General features: G+C 70.0%; 15 protein-coding genes. 3 read left to right on the top strand and 12 right to left on the bottom strand.

The window, feature by feature from the left end; translation table 11 throughout:
* Positions 1-316: 316 nt before the first annotated feature.
* Positions 317-724 carry a DUF427 domain-containing protein gene (locus J8I35_RS33960; RefSeq protein ID WP_050017347.1) on the bottom strand — a complete coding sequence of 136 codons (408 nt, stop codon included), beginning with the start codon at positions 722-724 and terminating at the stop codon, positions 317-319.
* Positions 725-1,081: 357 nt separating this feature from the next.
* On the opposite strand from J8I35_RS33960, the gene J8I35_RS33965 reads away from it, so the two are divergent.
* Positions 1,082-2,743: an ABC transporter substrate-binding protein gene (locus tag J8I35_RS33965; protein ID WP_209929346.1), complete on the top strand. Its 1,662-nt coding sequence runs from the start codon at positions 1,082-1,084 to the stop codon at positions 2,741-2,743.
* A gap of 45 nt (positions 2,744-2,788) precedes the next feature.
* On the opposite strand, the gene J8I35_RS33970 is transcribed toward J8I35_RS33965, so the two are convergent.
* The 6 genes from J8I35_RS33970 to J8I35_RS33995 all read right to left on the bottom strand — a co-directional run bounded on the left by J8I35_RS33970 (position 2,789) and on the right by J8I35_RS33995 (position 8,637).
* Positions 2,789-3,736, bottom strand: coding sequence for a TauD/TfdA family dioxygenase (locus J8I35_RS33970; RefSeq protein ID WP_209929347.1), 948 nt, complete (start codon positions 3,734-3,736; stop codon positions 2,789-2,791).
* Between the two features lie 149 nt (positions 3,737-3,885).
* Positions 3,886-4,839, bottom strand: a complete 954-nt coding sequence (locus tag J8I35_RS33975; RefSeq protein ID WP_209929348.1) for a TauD/TfdA family dioxygenase — start codon at positions 4,837-4,839, stop codon at positions 3,886-3,888.
* A 148-nt stretch (positions 4,840-4,987) separates the two neighbouring features.
* Complete coding sequence (locus tag J8I35_RS33980; protein WP_050017351.1) at positions 4,988-5,833, bottom strand: ABC transporter ATP-binding protein; 846 nt, start codon at positions 5,831-5,833, stop codon at positions 4,988-4,990.
* Between the two features lie 40 nt (positions 5,834-5,873).
* On the bottom strand, positions 5,874-6,689 hold the full coding sequence (locus J8I35_RS33985; protein WP_050017352.1) for an ABC transporter permease: 816 nt from the start codon (positions 6,687-6,689) through the stop codon (positions 5,874-5,876).
* 24 nt (positions 6,690-6,713) lie between these two features.
* Positions 6,714-7,556 carry an ABC transporter permease gene (locus tag J8I35_RS33990; protein WP_050017353.1) on the bottom strand — a complete coding sequence of 281 codons (843 nt, stop codon included), beginning with the start codon at positions 7,554-7,556 and terminating at the stop codon, positions 6,714-6,716.
* Between the two features lie 13 nt (positions 7,557-7,569).
* A complete protein-coding gene (locus J8I35_RS33995) occupies positions 7,570-8,637 on the bottom strand; it encodes an ABC transporter substrate-binding protein (RefSeq protein ID WP_089489242.1) in 1,068 nt (355 codons plus the stop codon).
* A gap of 218 nt (positions 8,638-8,855) precedes the next feature.
* Here J8I35_RS33995 and J8I35_RS34000 point away from each other — a divergent pair, with 218 nt between their 5' ends.
* Positions 8,856-9,230 carry a phage protein NinX family protein gene (locus J8I35_RS34000; protein ID WP_124554069.1) on the top strand — a complete coding sequence of 125 codons (375 nt, stop codon included), beginning with the start codon at positions 8,856-8,858 and terminating at the stop codon, positions 9,228-9,230.
* A gap of 22 nt (positions 9,231-9,252) precedes the next feature.
* Here J8I35_RS34000 and J8I35_RS34005 read toward each other — a convergent pair whose 3' ends face one another.
* On the bottom strand, positions 9,253-10,239 hold the full coding sequence (locus J8I35_RS34005; RefSeq protein WP_089489736.1) for an ABC transporter substrate-binding protein: 987 nt from the start codon (positions 10,237-10,239) through the stop codon (positions 9,253-9,255).
* A gap of 162 nt (positions 10,240-10,401) precedes the next feature.
* On the bottom strand, positions 10,402-11,280 hold the full coding sequence (locus J8I35_RS34010) for a LysR family transcriptional regulator (protein ID WP_209929349.1): 879 nt from the start codon (positions 11,278-11,280) through the stop codon (positions 10,402-10,404).
* 100 nt (positions 11,281-11,380) lie between these two features.
* Between J8I35_RS34010 and J8I35_RS34015 the strand changes: the two genes are divergently transcribed.
* A complete protein-coding gene (locus tag J8I35_RS34015) occupies positions 11,381-12,952 on the top strand; it encodes an MFS transporter (protein WP_209929350.1) in 1,572 nt (523 codons plus the stop codon).
* Positions 12,953-12,988: 36 nt separating this feature from the next.
* Here the strand turns inward: J8I35_RS34015 and J8I35_RS34020 are convergent, their stop codons facing one another.
* From J8I35_RS34020 to J8I35_RS34910, 3 genes are all read right to left on the bottom strand, one after another.
* A complete protein-coding gene (locus J8I35_RS34020) occupies positions 12,989-14,173 on the bottom strand; it encodes a LysR family transcriptional regulator (RefSeq protein WP_209929351.1) in 1,185 nt (394 codons plus the stop codon).
* Positions 14,174-14,234: 61 nt separating this feature from the next.
* Positions 14,235-14,963, bottom strand: coding sequence for an aspartate/glutamate racemase family protein (locus J8I35_RS34025; RefSeq protein ID WP_050017359.1), 729 nt, complete (start codon positions 14,961-14,963; stop codon positions 14,235-14,237).
* A partial coding sequence (locus J8I35_RS34910) for a hypothetical protein (RefSeq protein WP_280885129.1) occupies positions 14,963-15,165 on the bottom strand: 203 nt, incomplete at its 5' end. The genes J8I35_RS34025 and J8I35_RS34910, both read right to left, overlap by 1 nt.

Below are 15,165 nucleotides of genomic sequence, written 5' to 3' on the forward strand. Positions count from 1 at the left end.
GTCGTGCGTCGCTTGTTTGGCACGGCCAAACGGCGCTCCTTACTCCTTGCACTGCGGGCGGAAAGGCACGTTCGCAAACCCGTTATTAGCGTGAACACGCCCTAAGGCGTCCTGCTGGCGGGTTCACGGGGCGCGCGCGAAGGCGGCGCGGCCGGCGCGGGACCGGGCCGGATGCGGGCGACGCGCGCAACGGGCCGGCCCGCGCCGGAGTCGAGACGATACGGCCCGGCGGGACGGCGGCCAACCAATGAATCCGCATATGCAAATCAGCGGCCGGACGATGCGTGAACGGTGACGCGGCGGGGCGCCGCCGCGCTCACGCGGTGACGAGCAGGCTTTCCTCGATCGAATCGACGCGGTCCGGATAGAACGCGAGGTGCCCGCGAATCGATTCGACGGCCGGATTCGGATGCTCGTACGTCCACACCGCGTTGGTCGAGCGTTCGCCGCCGGCCGGAATCGAGTAGTACGCGCAATCGCCCTTGTACGGGCAGTAGGTCGCGTGGTCGGTGCGTTCGAGCAGCGACATGTCGGCATCCTCGCGCGGAATGTACAGCACCGCCGGATAGCTGGCCTCGCGCAGCACCAGCGCATGGCGCGTATCGGCGACGACCTTGCCGGCGACCTTCACGATCACGCGCGACGAATGCGGTTCGATCAGGATCGGGTGATCGGGGCCCGGCGACTTCACGGGACGAGAGGGCGTATCGGGGTTGATCGACATCTGGGTCCTCCAGGAAGAGCGGCGCGCACGGACGCGCCGTGCCGACATGTGCACGTCGGGCGGATTCCCGCGCGCCGATGCCGGCGTCGGCCAACCGATACGATGCACCCATTCCGGAGAACCTGCAGAGGGCCGGAAGACCGGCGGCGCGAATGGTTTCGATGCGCACGCCCGGGGCGGCCGGCCGCAACGGTATTCGGCATGTCCACGGCGCTCGCATGGCCATTCCGATGCAGCGGCAGCGGGATGCATCCGCGACGATAAGCAACGCGGAATTAATTGGTAAGCGATCGGCGGGCGGCGCGCGAAGATCGACGGTCGTCATTCGCATGACACCTCTTTCTTCCCTTTGCCACCATGAAGAATCCTTTCGTTTCGTCAGCCGCGCGCCGTTCGCGCGGCGTATCGCCTGCCGCTGTCGCGCTCCGCTGCATCGCCGCGTCGCTGCTGCTGGCCGGCGCCGCGACGCACGCACTCGCGGCGCCGGCAGGCAAGACACTCGTGTACTGCACCGAAGGCAGCCCCGCCGGCTTCGATCCCGGCCAGCACACGACGAGCACCGATTTCGATGCGAGCACGTACCCGGTTTACAACGGGCTCGTGCAGTTCAAGCGCGGCACGCTCGATCTCGAACCGGCGCTCGCGACGAGCTGGGACGTGTCGCCCGACCAGCGCACGATCACGTTCCATCTGCGGCGCGGCGTGAAATTTCATACGACCGCGTGGTTCACGCCGACGCGGCCGTTCCAGGCCGACGACGTCGTGTTCACGTTCCGCCGGATGCTCGATCCGGACGACCCGTTCCGCAGGGCTTATCCGGTCAGCTTCCCGTATTTCAGCGATCTCGGCTTCGACCACAACGTCGAGCGTATCGAGAAGGTCGACGACTACACGGTGCGCTTCGTGCTGAAGTCGCCCGACGTCGTGTTCGTGCGCAATCTCGCGATGGCGTTCGCGTCGGTGCTGTCGGCCGACTATGCGGGGCAGCTCGCCGCGCGCCATCGCGAGTCGGACATCAACCAGTTCCCGGTCGGCACGGGGCCGTTCGTGCTGCGTACGTACCAGAAGGACGCGTTGATCCGCTACGACGCGAATCCCGACTACTGGAAGCCGGACGACGTGAAGCTCGCGCGCCTCGTGTTCGCGATCACGCCCGATCCGGCCGCGCGATTGCAGAAGCTCGTGGCCGGCGAGTGCCAGGTGTCGGCGTTTCCGCGGCCGGCCGACCTCGAGACCGTGCGGCGCGATCCGAAACTGACGCTGTTTTCGGGGACGGGCTTCAACGTCGGCTTCGTCGCGTACAACACGCAGCATCCGCCGCTCGATCGCGTCGACGTGCGGCGCGCGCTCGACATCGCGATCGACAAGACGGCGATCGTCAAGACCGTGTTCAACGGCGACGCGACGATCGCGACGAACCCGATGCCGCCCGCGCAATGGTCGTACAACCAGCGTCTGAAGGATGCGCCGCGCGATCCGGCCGCCGCGAAGGCGCTGCTCGCGCAGGCCGGCTTCCCGAACGGCTTCGACCTGACGCTGTGGGCGATGCCCGTGCAGCGCCCGTACAACCCGAACGCGCAGCTGATGGCGCAACTGATCCAGCAGGACTGGGCGAAGATCGGCGTGCGCGCGAAGATCGTCAGTTACGAATGGGGCGAATACAACCGCCGTGCGAAGCACGACGGCCAGCACGACGCGATCCTGTACGGCTGGTCGGGCGACAACGGCGACCCCGACAACTGGCTCGGCACGCTGCTCGGCTGCGACGCGGTGCACGGCAGCAATCTCGCGAAGTGGTGCAACAAGGACTTCGAGCAACTCGTGACCGCCGCGCGTTCGAACGGGGACGTCGCGAAGCGCACGGCGCTGTACGAGCAGGCGCAGGTGGTGTTCAAGGACCAGGTGCCATTCACGCCGATCGCGACGTCGATCGTGTCGCTGCCGATCTCGAAACGCGTACACGGGCTGACGTTCTCGCCGCTCGGCGGGCACCGGTTCGACGGCGTATGGCTCGATTGATCGAAGCGGGGCCGGCGCGCCGCGGGCGCACCGGAGTTTGCCGCATCAGTTGAGTGGGACGGCGGCCGCGGTTTCGACCGGCGTGCCTTCGAGCGCGACCGATGGCCTGCCGTCGGGGCCGACCGGCACGTCGCCGATGAGCGTCGTGCGATACAGCTGGCGGTCGAAGTCGAGATCGAAGCTGTCGACGGGCGCGAGATGCGCGGTCGCACGGTTGTCCCAGAACGCGATGCTGCGCGGCTCCCACTTGAAGCGGATCGTGAATTCCGGCCGCGTCACGTGCTCCCACAGCAGTTCGAGCAGCGCCTGGCTCTCGCGCGGCGTCAGCCCGACGATCGATTTCAGGAAACTCGGGCTCACGTACAGCGCGCGTTCGCCGGTCTCCGGATGCACGCGCACGAGCGGATGTTCGGTCACGAGCGGGCGGCGCTCGACCGCGTCGTCGAAGGCGCCGGTCGCGCGCGCGCCGGGCGGCGGCGTAAAGCGATGGATGCCGCGCAGCGTGTCGACGAAGCCGCGCAGCGGCGCGGACAGCGTTTCGTACGCGCGCACGAGGTTGGTCCAGTGCGTGTCGCCGCCGTACGGCGGGATCGTCACGCCGCGCAGGATCGACGCCCACGGCGGATTCACGGCGGCGGTCACGTCGGTATGCCAGCCGGTCCAGGGCCGGCGCACCGGCTCGCCTTCGAAGCGCGTCGCCTTGCGATGCTTCGCGATCGAATAGACGGCCGGATGGCCGTCGACGTGCCCGAACACCGGGTGGCCGACGGTCGGCTCGCCGAACTGCGCGGAGAACGCGACATGCTGCTCGTGCGTGAGGAATTGTTCGCGGAAGAAGATCACGCGCCATTTCAGCAGCGCGGCGCGGATCGCCGCGATCTGCGGCGTGGTCAACGGTTGCGTGAGGTCGACGCCGCGGATTTCCGCGCCGATATGGGCGGACAGCGGAATCACGTCGACCGGTTGGGCGGCGGGTTCGAGTAGGGCGCTCATGCGACGCTCCGGGCGGAAGTGAACGGGACGGAGGAACGACATCGTTGCGCGTGCAAGTGTCGGTCCGGTGGTGCGAGCTTCATGGCGGTTGTCCTCCAGCAAGGAGCGCGACGGCGCGCGGGAGACGGCGCCGTCGCGGGACGCCGACGTTATTGCAGCGTGGCGCCCGGCCCCTTGAGCAGGACGCTCTGGCGGCCGTCGATGCCGACCGGCACGTCGCCGTGAACGGTCGCGCGGCGCACGACGCGGCGCGCATCGCCGTAGTCGTTGATCGCGTAGTGCTGGGTCGCGCGGTTGTCCCAGATCGCGACGTCGCCTTCCTGCCAGTTCCAGCGCACGGTGTTCTCGAGGCGCGTCACGTGCTCGTGGAACACCTGCAGCAGATGCGCGGAATCCTGCGCAGACAGCCCCTTGAGCCGCTGCACGAAGTGCCCGAGCACGAGCGCGCGCTCGCCGGTTTCCGGATGCACGCGCACGACCGGATGCTCGGTTTCGTAGACGGTCGACGTGAACACTTCGCGGTAGCGCTTCAGTTGCGTATCGTCGGCGTGCACGTGCGTCGACGCATAGTCGTACGCGTTCGTATGCAGTGCCCACAGCGTGTCGGCGAGCGCGCGCAGCGAATCGGGCAGATGCGCATACGCGGCGGCCGTGTTGGCCCAGACGGTGTCGCCGCCGAACGGCGGGATCACGACCGCGCGCAGAATCGAGATCTTCGGGTACGCATCGACGAAGGTCACGTCGGTGTGCCACGAATTGGCGCGTGCGCCGTGCGCGGAATCGAGTTCGAGCAGCGCCGCGCTGCCGTCGACGGACGGCACGGTCGGGTGCGCGACCGTGTCGCCGAAGCGGCGGGCGAACGCTTCCTGCGCGGTGTCGTCGAGATGGTGCTGGCCGCGGAAGAACAGCACCTTGTGGCGTAGCAGCGCGGCGTTGATCGCGTCGAACGTCGCGTCGTCGAGGGTGGCCGACAGCCGCACGCCGGCAATCTCGGCGCCGATCCGGCCGGCGATCTGGCGAAGCTGAAGCGGGACGGCGGCCGTGCGCGGCGCGGCGTGCGAAGCAGGCGAAGACGAGTGGGCGGCGTGCTGGACATCGGACATCGGGAGTCTCCTGGGAGTCGGGTCGGTCGAGTCTCCATTCAAGCAGGCGCGGCGCGGAACCGGAACCGATGAATCGTCACAACCTTAGCGTGCGCGCTGCGATGATCGATATGTGTCGTGGTGCTGAGCGAATCGGCGCGTCATGCGATCACCACGCGAGCCGCCATTCGCCGATCCGGTGCGGGCGCGCCGTGTCGATGCGCTTGCCGCCCGAACCGTCGTCATCCGGCGGTTCGCTGTCGTCGAAATCGGCGAGCACCGTGTCGCGCAAGCGCGCGAATGCCGGCGAATCGCGCCGGCGCGGCCGCGGCAGCGCGACGTCGACGATGCGCGCGATGCGTCCCGGACGCGGCGCCATCGTGACGACGCGGTCGCCGAGATAGACGGCTTCGTCGACGTCGTGCGTGACGAGGAGCATCGTGATGCGCTCCTGTTCCCAGATGCGCAGCAGTTCGTTCTGCATCTTCGCGCGGGTCTGCGCGTCGAGCGCGCCGAACGGTTCGTCGAGCAGCAGCACGCGCGGGCGGTTCACGAGACCGCGCGCGATCGCGACGCGCTGCGCCATCCCGCCCGACAACTGGTTCGGAAACGCGTGCTCGAAGCCGTTCAGCCCGACGAGCGCGATGTGCTCCGCGATCGCGCGCCGTTTCGCGGCGGCGTCCAGCGGCGCGTTGCGCAGCGCGGCGCCGATGTTCTGTTCGACGGTCAGCCACGGGAACAGCCGGTGATCCTGGAACACGATACCGCGCTGCAGCGACGTGTCGCGCACGCGCTCGCCGCCGGCGCGGATTTCGCCGGTGTAATCGGTGTCGAGCCCGGCGACGAGCCGCAGCAGCGTCGACTTGCCGCAGCCGCTGGCGCCGACGATCGTGACGAATTCGCCGGCGCGCACGTGCAGCGACACGTCGTCGAGCACGGCGAGCGCCGCGCCGCGTTGCGCGTAGTGCTTGCTGACATGGAGGATGTCGAGCGAATCGGAGGCGAGAGTCGTCATGGCGGTACGGAAAAGGATGCGAAACGGAAGGAAAGGGCGCTCAGCGCGCGAGGTCGCCGCGCCGGGCCAGCACCTTGCGTTCGATCGCCCGCGCGGTCGCGTTCAGTGCCCAGCCGGTCACGCCGACGACGATGATCCCGAACAGCACGAGATCCATCCGGAACTGCTCGCTGCCGTCGATCAGCGTGTTGCCGATCCCGCTGCCGGCGACGAGCAGGTATTCGGCGCCGAGCGTCGCGAGCCACGAATAGATCAGGCCGAGATACAGGCCGGTGAAGATCGACGGCAACGCGGCCGGCAGTATCACGTAGCCGATCAGCTGAAGCCGCGAGTAGCGCAGCGCGCGGGCGACGTCGACATACGTGCGCGGCACCGCGTGAATGCCGTCGCAGGTATGGGCGGCGACGGGCAGCAGCGCGGCGAGCGACAGGAACACGACCTTCGCGACGTCGCCGAGGCCGAACCACACGGAAATCAGCGGAATCCACGCGAACAGCGAGATCTGCTTGAACGTGTCGAAGCTCGGGCCGACCATCCGCGCGGCGACGCGCGACAGCCCGAGCACGGCGCCGAGTAACAGCCCGCCCGTCGCGCCGATCGCGAACCCGCACGCTTCGCGCGCGAGCGACGCCGACAACGCGCGGCCGAGCGCGCCGCTCGTGGCCTGCGCCCACGCGGTGTGCAGCACGTCGGCCGGGCCGACGAACAGCCCGCTTTTCACGAGGTGTGCGGAAGCGAGGGCCCACCAGCACGCAAACGCGGCGAGCGGCAGCACGACGCCGCGCCAGTCGGGCGCATGCAGGCGGCGGGCGGTCGTGGTAGGCGCTGTGAGCGACGGTGTAGCGGCATGCGGCACGGGCGATTCTCCTTCGAGGGCGGTTCAGCCGCGAAACGCGGACGGCACGCCGCGGCGCAGGCGCGCTTCGAGCGCGTCGAGCGCCCGGTTGATCAGCAGGCCGACCGCGCCGACCACGACGACGGCCGCCATCACGAGATCGAGCTGGAACAGTTGCCGCCCGTACACGATCAGGTAGCCGAGCCCTTCGGACGACGCGACGAGTTCGACCACGACGAGCGCGAGCCACGACTTCGTGAACGCGAGCCGCACGCCGGTCGCGAGCGTCGGGATCGCGGCTGGCAGCACGACGTGGACGATCCGTTGCCGGCGCGTGTAGCCGAACCCGCGCGCGACTTCGTCGAGGGCGGGCGGTGCCTGGCGAAACCCCTGCAACGTACTCAGCGTGACCGGGACGAGCGCCGCATGCGCGATCAGCAGGTACTTCAGCGGCTCGCCGACGCCGACGAGCAGCAGCAGGAACGGCAGCCAGCCGAGCACCGGAATCTGCACGAGCGCGTTGAAGCTCGGCAGCACGTAGGCTTCCAGCGTGCGCGACAGCCCGAGCGCGACGCCGATCGCTACACCGAGCAGCGTGCCGGCCGCGAAGCCGACGAGCACGCGCTGCAGGCTGATCAGCGTGTGGCGCACGAGATCGCCGCTCGACGCGAGCTCGGCCAGCGTGTCGACCACCCGTTCGGGCGGCGGCAGGATTTGCGGCGCGATCCAGCCGCGCGCGCTGCCGACGCTCCACAGCGCGAACAGCAGCGCGGGCAGCACCCACGGGGCGAGCTGCCACGCGAGCCGTTTCAGCACGACCGCGCGGCGCGGCGGCACGGCGAGCGTGTGCGGTTCGGTCGTCGTGACGGAAAACGCGGTGTCGCTCATCGGGATGGTCCGGTCAGGAGAGGGGCTTGCCGGCGGCGTCGTAGCGCGGCCAGTAGTGTTCGAGCTTCAACGTGCGCAACGCATTGTCGAGATACTTCGGCTCGAACCAGCCGTCGACGTCGACCGGCTGGCGGATCAGCTTCAGGTTCAGCGCATCTTGAGCCACGGCCTTGTAGCGCGCGACGACGAACGGATCGATCAGCGGGGACAGGCGGTCCTTCAGGCGCTGGTTCGCATAGTCGGCCTGCCACGACGAATACGGCACGCCGCTTTTCGCCCACAGCTTGAACAGCGCATCGCGGTTCGCCTCGTCCGACGACCATTGCGCGCCCTTCACGAACGCGGTGACGACGCGCTGCACGATGTCCGGGTGCGCGCGGTCGAAATCGTCGAGCACCAGCAGGTGGGTCTGGCGCGTCAGTTGCGGGCCGTCGTTCTGCGACTCGTAGATGATCTTCGCGAGGCCCGCGTCGCGCAGCTTGTAGAGCGCGTAGTCGCCGACCGACGCATCGATGCCTTTCGACGCGAGCGCGGCGAGCGAGCTGGCGGCGTCGAGGTTGATCACGCGCAGGTCGCGTTCGCCGAGGCCGTTCTTCGCGAGCGCGTTGTCGGCGACGAGCTGCAGGTTGGTGCCGCGGAAGATCGACACGCGGCGGTCCTTCAGGTCCTTGATCGAGCGGATCGCGGAGCCGGGCGGCACCGCGATCTTGATGCCCGAGCGTACGCTCGCGGCGAGCAGCAGGCGCGTCTTGATACCGTTCGAGCGTGCGAGTACGGCCGGCAGGTCGCCCTGGTACGCGAAGTCGAGCGCCTTGTTCGCGATCGCCTCGTTGACGGCCGGGCCCGCACCCTTGAAGAACAGCCATTCCACCTTGATGCCGTCGGCAGCGAATTCCTTTTCGACGAGCTGCTGCAACTGCACGGTGGCGGCGCTCGATCCGCCGAACGTCGGCGGATCGCCGGCGCCTTGCTGGGCGACGCCGATGCGGATGGTGGCGGGTTTGTCCGCGTGCGCGGCGGCGGCCGGCAACGCAATAAGGGACGCGATCAGCAGCGATCGCAGCAGGCGCAGTGGGAGCATGAATCGATCGGTCAGGAGTACGTTTGGGGCGGCGGTGCCGGGTGTCGGTCCGTCGAATCATTCTCGATGACGTGTCCGGGGCGGACAAGAAACGATTTGAACTATGCTTATCGCAGCGCGACAGGGGACGAAACCCTGTCACGTAGGCGAGCCGTCCTTGCGGCTGCATGGACAACGGCCAGGACGTCGTTCAAGACAACGGTCATACGGAGACAGTCATGCAAGTGCAGGACCTGGCAGGCGCGACGCTCGATTACTGGGTGGCGATGGCGGAAGACCTCGTCGCCCCGCGCATCGACACGTCGCGATGCACGGTGATCCGCGAACCGGGCGGCGTCCCGACGTCGTTCGCGCCGTCGTCGTCGTGGGCGGACGGCGGCCCGATCGTCGAGCGGCTGCCGTTCGCCGCGTTCGAGCGCGACGGCGGGCGGGGCGCGTGGCATGCCGTGCTGCACCGCGCCGTGCCGGCCGCGGGCGAGCGCTGCACGTTCAACCAGTCGGGGCCGACGCTGCTGATCGCCGCGATGCGCACGCTCGTCGCGTCGACGTTCGGCGACGACGTGCCGGATCTCGATATGGCGCGGCCGCGCTGAGCACGTCCTCGCGCCGCGTCGCTCAGGCGGACACCTGCCGGACGGCGATCGACGCGACGTCGACGCGGCGCGGCAGGATCGCGTCCGCCGCCGCGCGATCGGCGACGCGCTGCAGCACGGCGATGTCGGCGTCGCTGAGGCTGCGTTGCGCGAGCGCGGCCCGGCGCGCGATATCGGTGGCCGCGTCGGGCGGCAGGCGCGTGAGCGACGCATAGACGCTCGCGTAGTCGGCCGGGTGCGCGAGCGCCCATTGGCCCGCCCGGGCGAGCCGTGCGAGCACGTCCGCCAGCGCCGCGCGCTTGCCGCGATCGTCGAGCGTGTCGACCGGCGACGTGAGGAACGCGAGCCCCGAATTGATGCCGCTGCCGTCGCGGACGATGCGCGCGCCGCGTCGCACCGCATGCCCGTAGTACGGATCGAACGTGGCCCAGATGCCGATCCGCTTCGCCTCGAACGCGGCGAACGCGTCGACCGGCAGCACGAAGCGCACGTCGACGTCGCGCGGCGCGAGCCCGTGTTCGCGCAGCGCGCCGTACAACTGGTATTGCGAGATGCTGCCGCGCGCCGACGACACGACGACGGTGTGCCCTTTCAGGTCGGCCACCGTGCGAACCGGCGAGTCGGGCTGCACGACGATGCCGAGCGACGTCGGCGAGCCGACGCGCGTCGCGACGATCCGCAACGACGGATCGCCGAGCGCGGCCGTCAGGACCGGCAGGTCGCCGGCCGGTGCGAGGTCGATCGCGCCCGCGCGCTGCGCTTCGAACAGCGGCGCGGCGCCCTGGAAGTTGGCCCAGCGGAACCGGTACGGCGCGCCGTCGAGCACGCGCGCGGCTTCGGCCAGCGCCCGCAGGCCGCCGGCCTGGTCGCCGAGGACGAGCGTGACGCCCGACAGGTCGTCGCCGGCCGCGCGGGCGGGCAGCGCGAGGCCGCCCGCGAGCGGCGCGGCGGCGAGGGCGGCAAGGCGCTGTAGCGTGCGGCGGCGCGCGGTGGCGAAGGAGTGGGTCATCGGCGGCGTGTCCTCGGTGATCCGCGCGCGGGCGGCGCGGCTGCCGGGCAGGTTACGGAATCGGTTTCCGGCCGACAAACATCGAATCGTGGAATGCATATTCGCGCGGCGACGGTCGCTTCGCCAACGCGGACCCGACGCGCTGGCGCGTGCGCGCAAGCGTTACGCGGCCGGCCGGATCGTCCGCAGGAACGCCCGCACGGCGGGCGCCTTTTCGAACCGCCGGTGCGCAAGTGCGAGCGCCGACATGATCGGCTTGCCGGCGATTGGCCGGTACACGACGCCCGGCAGCGACACGCAAGCGGCGAGCGCATCGGGAATCACCGCGACGCAGCCGTTCACCGACACGCACGCGAGCACCGCCAGCAGGCCGCCCGGCCGCGCGGCCACGACCGGCGCGAAGCGGCCGCGGCGCGCGACTTCGAGCGTGCCGAGCTCCTGTTCGGGCACCGCGAAGCGCGCGTCGGCGAGGTCCGCCGCGCGCACGGCTGCCATCGCCGCATGGCGCGAATCGGCCGGCACGGCCGCGACGAACACGTCGCGCTGCAGCGTGACGATCCGCAGGCCGCCGGGCAGCGGCAACGGCGGGCGCACGTACGCGAGGTCGAGGCGGCCCGCGTCGAGCTGGTTCGCGACGTCGTCCATCGGCACTTCGCGCAGGTTCAGCTCGATGCGCGGGTGCGCGGTGCGGAACGCGCCGACCGTGCGCTGCAGCGTGCCCGAATAGACGGCCGACGACACATAGCCGATCTCGATCCGGCCGAGTTCGCCGCGTTCGGCCAGTGCGGCGAGTTCGCTGCCGCGCTGCAGATGGTCGAACGCGGCGCGCGCTTCCGCGAGATAGGCTTCGCCGGCCGCGCTCAGCGTGACCGCGCGGCGCGACCGGTGAAAGAGCCGCACGCCGAGCACGCGCTCGGCTTCCTGGATCTGCCGCGTGAGCGCGGGCGGCGCCATGTCGAGCGCGTCGGCCGCGCGTGCGAAGTGCAGATGTTGCGCGACGCTCAGGAAGGCGCGTACGTGACGGAATTCGAGCTGGCTCATGGTTGCAATTTTCGTCAATGAAACGGCATTGAAATGTCAATGACAGGCAATAGCGGGCAAGCCTAGCATACGGCTCGTTCATCCTGTTCCGGAGTGGCCGATGTCCCAGTCTTCACCGGCGTCGCGCGCGAGCGCGGCTGCCGCTTCGCGCGCCGGCGGCAACTTGCCTGCCGCCGCGACGCTCGCCGTCGCGTCCGCGACCTGCGCGCTGATCGTGCTCGACACGAACGTCGTGGCCGTCTCGCTGCCGAGCATCGCGCGCGGCTTTCACGCGAGCTTCGCCGATATCGAATGGGTCGTGAGCGCGTACATGACCGCATTCGCCGCGTGCCTGCTGCCGGCCGGCGGGCTCGCCGACCGCTTCGGGCGCCGGCGGATGCTTTTCGCGGGGCTCGCGCTCTTCTTCGTCGCGTCGCTCGGCTGCGGCATCGCGCCGTCGGCCGGCTGGCTGATCGCCGCGCGCGCGGTGAAGGGCGGCGGCGCCGCGCTGCTGCTGACCGCCGCGCTCGCGGTGATCGCGAACCGTTTCCCGGACGGACGCGAGCGGGCGCGTGCGTGGGCGATCTGGGGGATGTGCATGGGGATCGCGACGGCGATCGCGCCGCTCGTCGGCGGGGCGATCACGCAATGGATCGGCTGGCGCTGGGTGTTCCTGCTGAACCTGCCGGTCTGCCTGCTGCTGGCGGCCGGCGCGCGCGTCGCGATCGACGAATCGAACGATCCGCAGGCGAAACGCGTGGACGCGGCCGGCAGCCTGCTGTTCGGCGCGGCGCTCGCCTGTGCGATCGCGGCGCTGATCGGCGCGCCGTCGCACGGCTGGCTGTCGGCCGCGACGCTGGGCCGGCTCGCGCTCGCGGCCGCGCTGCTGGCGGCATTCGTCGGCGCGGAGCGCTGGCAGGCGCGGCCGATGATCGATCTCGCGCTGTTTCGTCAGCCGCGCTTCGTCGGCGCGGTGCTCGCGATGTTCGGTTATGCGGCGTGCGCGCAGGTGATGATGACGTTCCTGCCGCTGTACCTGCAAAACGCGTTCGGGATGTCGGCGATCGATGCCGGGCTCGGGATGCTGCCGTTCGCGTTCGCGATGATCGCCGGCCCGTCGCTCGGTGCGGCGCTCGCCGCGCGCGTGTCGTCCGGCGGCGTGCTGGCAGGCGGGCTCGCGCTGATCGGCGCGGGCAATCTTGCGACCGCGGCGCTGACGGCCAGCGGCGACTACCGGCTCGTCGCGCTCGGCATGTTCGTGACGGGATGCGGCGCGGGCATCATGAACGGCGACACGCAGAAGGCGATCATGGCGTGCGTGCCGCCGGATCGCACGGGCATGGCGTCGGGCATCAGCACGACGACGCGCTTCTCGGCGATCGTGACGGCCGTCGGCGTGCTCGGCGCGGTGCTGGCGGCGAGTACGCATGCGCGGCTCGACAGCCTGCTGTCCGCGACGCCCGGCCTGCGCGCGTTCGCCGATGCATCGTTCATGTCGAGCCTGCTGGCCGGCGATCTCGCGCAGGCGCTCGGCCGCGTGCCGCCGTCGGCTGCCGGCGCGCTCGCGCAGGCCGCGCCCGTCGCGTTCGCGAGCGGATTCGCCGATGCGTTGACGGTGAGCGGCGTGCTCGCGCTCGGTTCGGCCGTCGTTGCGTACAAGTTGCTTGCGCAACCGATGCGCGGACGCGCATGACGTCGTGCGCGATCCTGCCGTGGACGCTCGGGCCGATCAGTGCGACTTCGTCGCGATGCGACGAATGCGTGCGGCCTGTGCGACGCGCGCCGGAGGCGACGCATGACAATGCGTGCCCGGTCTGCGGCGCGCGCGCTGGGCGAGCCCGGGCGGATCGGTGACGGCCGGCGCGGGTTTCGGCGCGTGTGCATCGACCCCGGAAGCGGCAACGGCGGCGACCGCGGCGACCGCCGGCAGCATCGCGTCGGCGTCGAGCCATGCACGCGTCGCTTCCGCGATCAGCCCGCGCAGCCATCGACCGCCTTCCGCGCACGCGCCCGATTCGTTCCACGTCATCCGGTACGCGATGTCCGGCGGCTCGGCCGGCAGCGCGACCGCGGCGAGCGGCAGCAGCTTCGCGTAGTGCCGCGCGAGCCGGTACGTGGTGGTGAGGATCAGGTCGCTGCGCACCAGCGCATGCGCGGCGAGTTCGAAATGCGGCAGCGTGACGACGATGCGCCGCTGCAGGCTCACGCGTTCGAGCTGCCGGTCGATCGCGCCGGACGCTTCGAGCCACGACGGCGTCGGGCACAGCTGCGGCGCCGCCGCGAACCCGGCGGCCGTCATCGCGCCGTGCCGCGCGAGCGGATGCGTCGCGCGCATCAGGCACACGACGCGGTCGTCGAACAGGTCGTCCTGCCGGAAGCGCGACCGGCGTGCGGGCCGGTTGTCGATCACGACGTCGAGTTCGCCGTCGGCCAGCGCGCGCTCGTCGTCGAACCCGTCGCCGAGCGGATGAAACACCAGTTGTGCGTTCGGCGCACGCTCGCGGAACAGCGCGACGAGCTTCGGCACGAACAGCACGTTCAGATAGTCGGGGCAGCCGATCCGGTAGGTGCGCACCGACGTGCGCGCGTCGAACGTCGGCTGCTGGACGCGGATGAAGTCGATCACGCGCAGCGCGTTGCGCAGCGGCTCGATCAGTCGCGCGCCGAACTCGGTCGGCACCATCCCGTAGCGGCTGCGCACCAGCAGCGGATCGCCGAGCAGCGTGCGCAGCCGCTTGAGCGCGGCGCTCGTCGCCGGCTGCGACATGTTCAGGCGCACGGCCGCGCGCGACACGGTACGCTCGGTCAGCAGCACGAGCAGGATGCGCATCAGCCGCGCATCGAGCACGTCGAGCGCGCCCGCGGCGTCGCCCGCGTCGCGGGGCGGGGCGGTTGAGTCTAGCGGGTGCCGCATGCCGATATGCGTGCCGGCGAGACAGGCTGAGCGCGCCGCACGGCGGCCGGCCGGCGGCCCGTCATTTCGCGAAGGTGCCCGGCCAGCCGACGATCCGCTTCGGGCGCGGCGGCGCGTACGTGCGGACCTTCGACGTCTTCAGCTTCAGGCGCACCAGCGACTCGGCGAGCGCGACCGCGGCCGACACGCCGTCGACGACCGGCACGCCCGTGCATTCCTCGATCTGCCGGTCGAGGCCGGCCATCCCGCCGCAGCCGAGGCAGATCACTTCCGCGCGATCGTCCTTCACCGCGCGCTGCGCTTCGACGACGATCGATTCGATCGCGCGGGCCGGGTTCTCGTCGAGCTCCAGCACCGCGAGGCCGCTCGCGCGCACCGACGCGCAGCGCGCATCGAGCCCGGCGAGCTTCAGGCGATCCTCGATCAGCGGCACCGTGCGGTCGAGCGTCGTGACGACCGAGTAGCGATGGCCGAGCAGCATCGCGATGCTCGCGGCCGCTTCGGTGATGTCGACGACGGGCACCGTCAGCAGTTCCTGCAGCCCTTCGCGGCCGTGTTCGCCGTAGCCGGCCTGGATCACCGCGTCGTACGGTTCGTCGTAGCTCAGCACGCGATCCATCACGGCGATCGCCGCGAGGTAGCTCTCGAAGTTGCCTTCGATCGACTCCGCGCCGAAGCGCGGCGTGAGCCCGACGATCTCCGTGCCCGGCGACGCGGCGGCCTGCGCCTGCGCGGCGATCGCGTCGGTGATCGACTCGGTCGTGTTGACGTTGACTACCAGGATTCTCATCAGAATTTGCTCCGATAAACCCCGCCATTTCCCCCAAGGGGACTTCCTTCGGGGCGGATGGCGGGACGGGACGGCGTGCTGTTGACAGGCAGCTTCTTCCACGGGTTAGGATCACCTGCATGATTCTTGTCTACCGCTACCGCGTGAAGTCGCTCAACGGACTGCTCAACAAGCAGAGCCGTGCGGTGAACTACATCTGGAA

Origin of the sequence: Burkholderia sp. CpTa8-5, assembly GCF_017815045.1 — a bacterium.
In the GTDB taxonomy this organism is placed as follows: Bacteria; Pseudomonadota; Gammaproteobacteria; order Burkholderiales; family Burkholderiaceae; genus Burkholderia; species Burkholderia sola.

Coding starts and splice junctions, on each gene's coding strand:
- J8I35_RS33960 (WP_050017347.1), bottom strand. CDS start 724: ATGTCGATCAACCCCGATACGCCCTCTCGTCCCGTGAAGTCGCCGGGC.
- J8I35_RS33965 (WP_209929346.1), top strand. CDS start 1,082: ATGAAGAATCCTTTCGTTTCGTCAGCCGCGCGCCGTTCGCGCGGCGTA.
- J8I35_RS33970 (WP_209929347.1), bottom strand. CDS start 3,736: ATGAGCGCCCTACTCGAACCCGCCGCCCAACCGGTCGACGTGATTCCG.
- J8I35_RS33975 (WP_209929348.1), bottom strand. CDS start 4,839: ATGTCCGATGTCCAGCACGCCGCCCACTCGTCTTCGCCTGCTTCGCAC.
- J8I35_RS33980 (WP_050017351.1), bottom strand. CDS start 5,833: ATGACGACTCTCGCCTCCGATTCGCTCGACATCCTCCATGTCAGCAAG.
- J8I35_RS33990 (WP_050017353.1), bottom strand. CDS start 7,556: ATGAGCGACACCGCGTTTTCCGTCACGACGACCGAACCGCACACGCTC.
- J8I35_RS33995 (WP_089489242.1), bottom strand. CDS start 8,637: ATGCTCCCACTGCGCCTGCTGCGATCGCTGCTGATCGCGTCCCTTATT.
- J8I35_RS34000 (WP_124554069.1), top strand. CDS start 8,856: ATGCAAGTGCAGGACCTGGCAGGCGCGACGCTCGATTACTGGGTGGCG.
- J8I35_RS34005 (WP_089489736.1), bottom strand. CDS start 10,239: ATGACCCACTCCTTCGCCACCGCGCGCCGCCGCACGCTACAGCGCCTT.
- J8I35_RS34010 (WP_209929349.1), bottom strand. CDS start 11,280: ATGAGCCAGCTCGAATTCCGTCACGTACGCGCCTTCCTGAGCGTCGCG.
- J8I35_RS34015 (WP_209929350.1), top strand. CDS start 11,381: ATGTCCCAGTCTTCACCGGCGTCGCGCGCGAGCGCGGCTGCCGCTTCG.
- J8I35_RS34020 (WP_209929351.1), bottom strand. CDS start 14,173: ATGCGGCACCCGCTAGACTCAACCGCCCCGCCCCGCGACGCGGGCGAC.
- J8I35_RS34025 (WP_050017359.1), bottom strand. CDS start 14,963: ATGAGAATCCTGGTAGTCAACGTCAACACGACCGAGTCGATCACCGAC.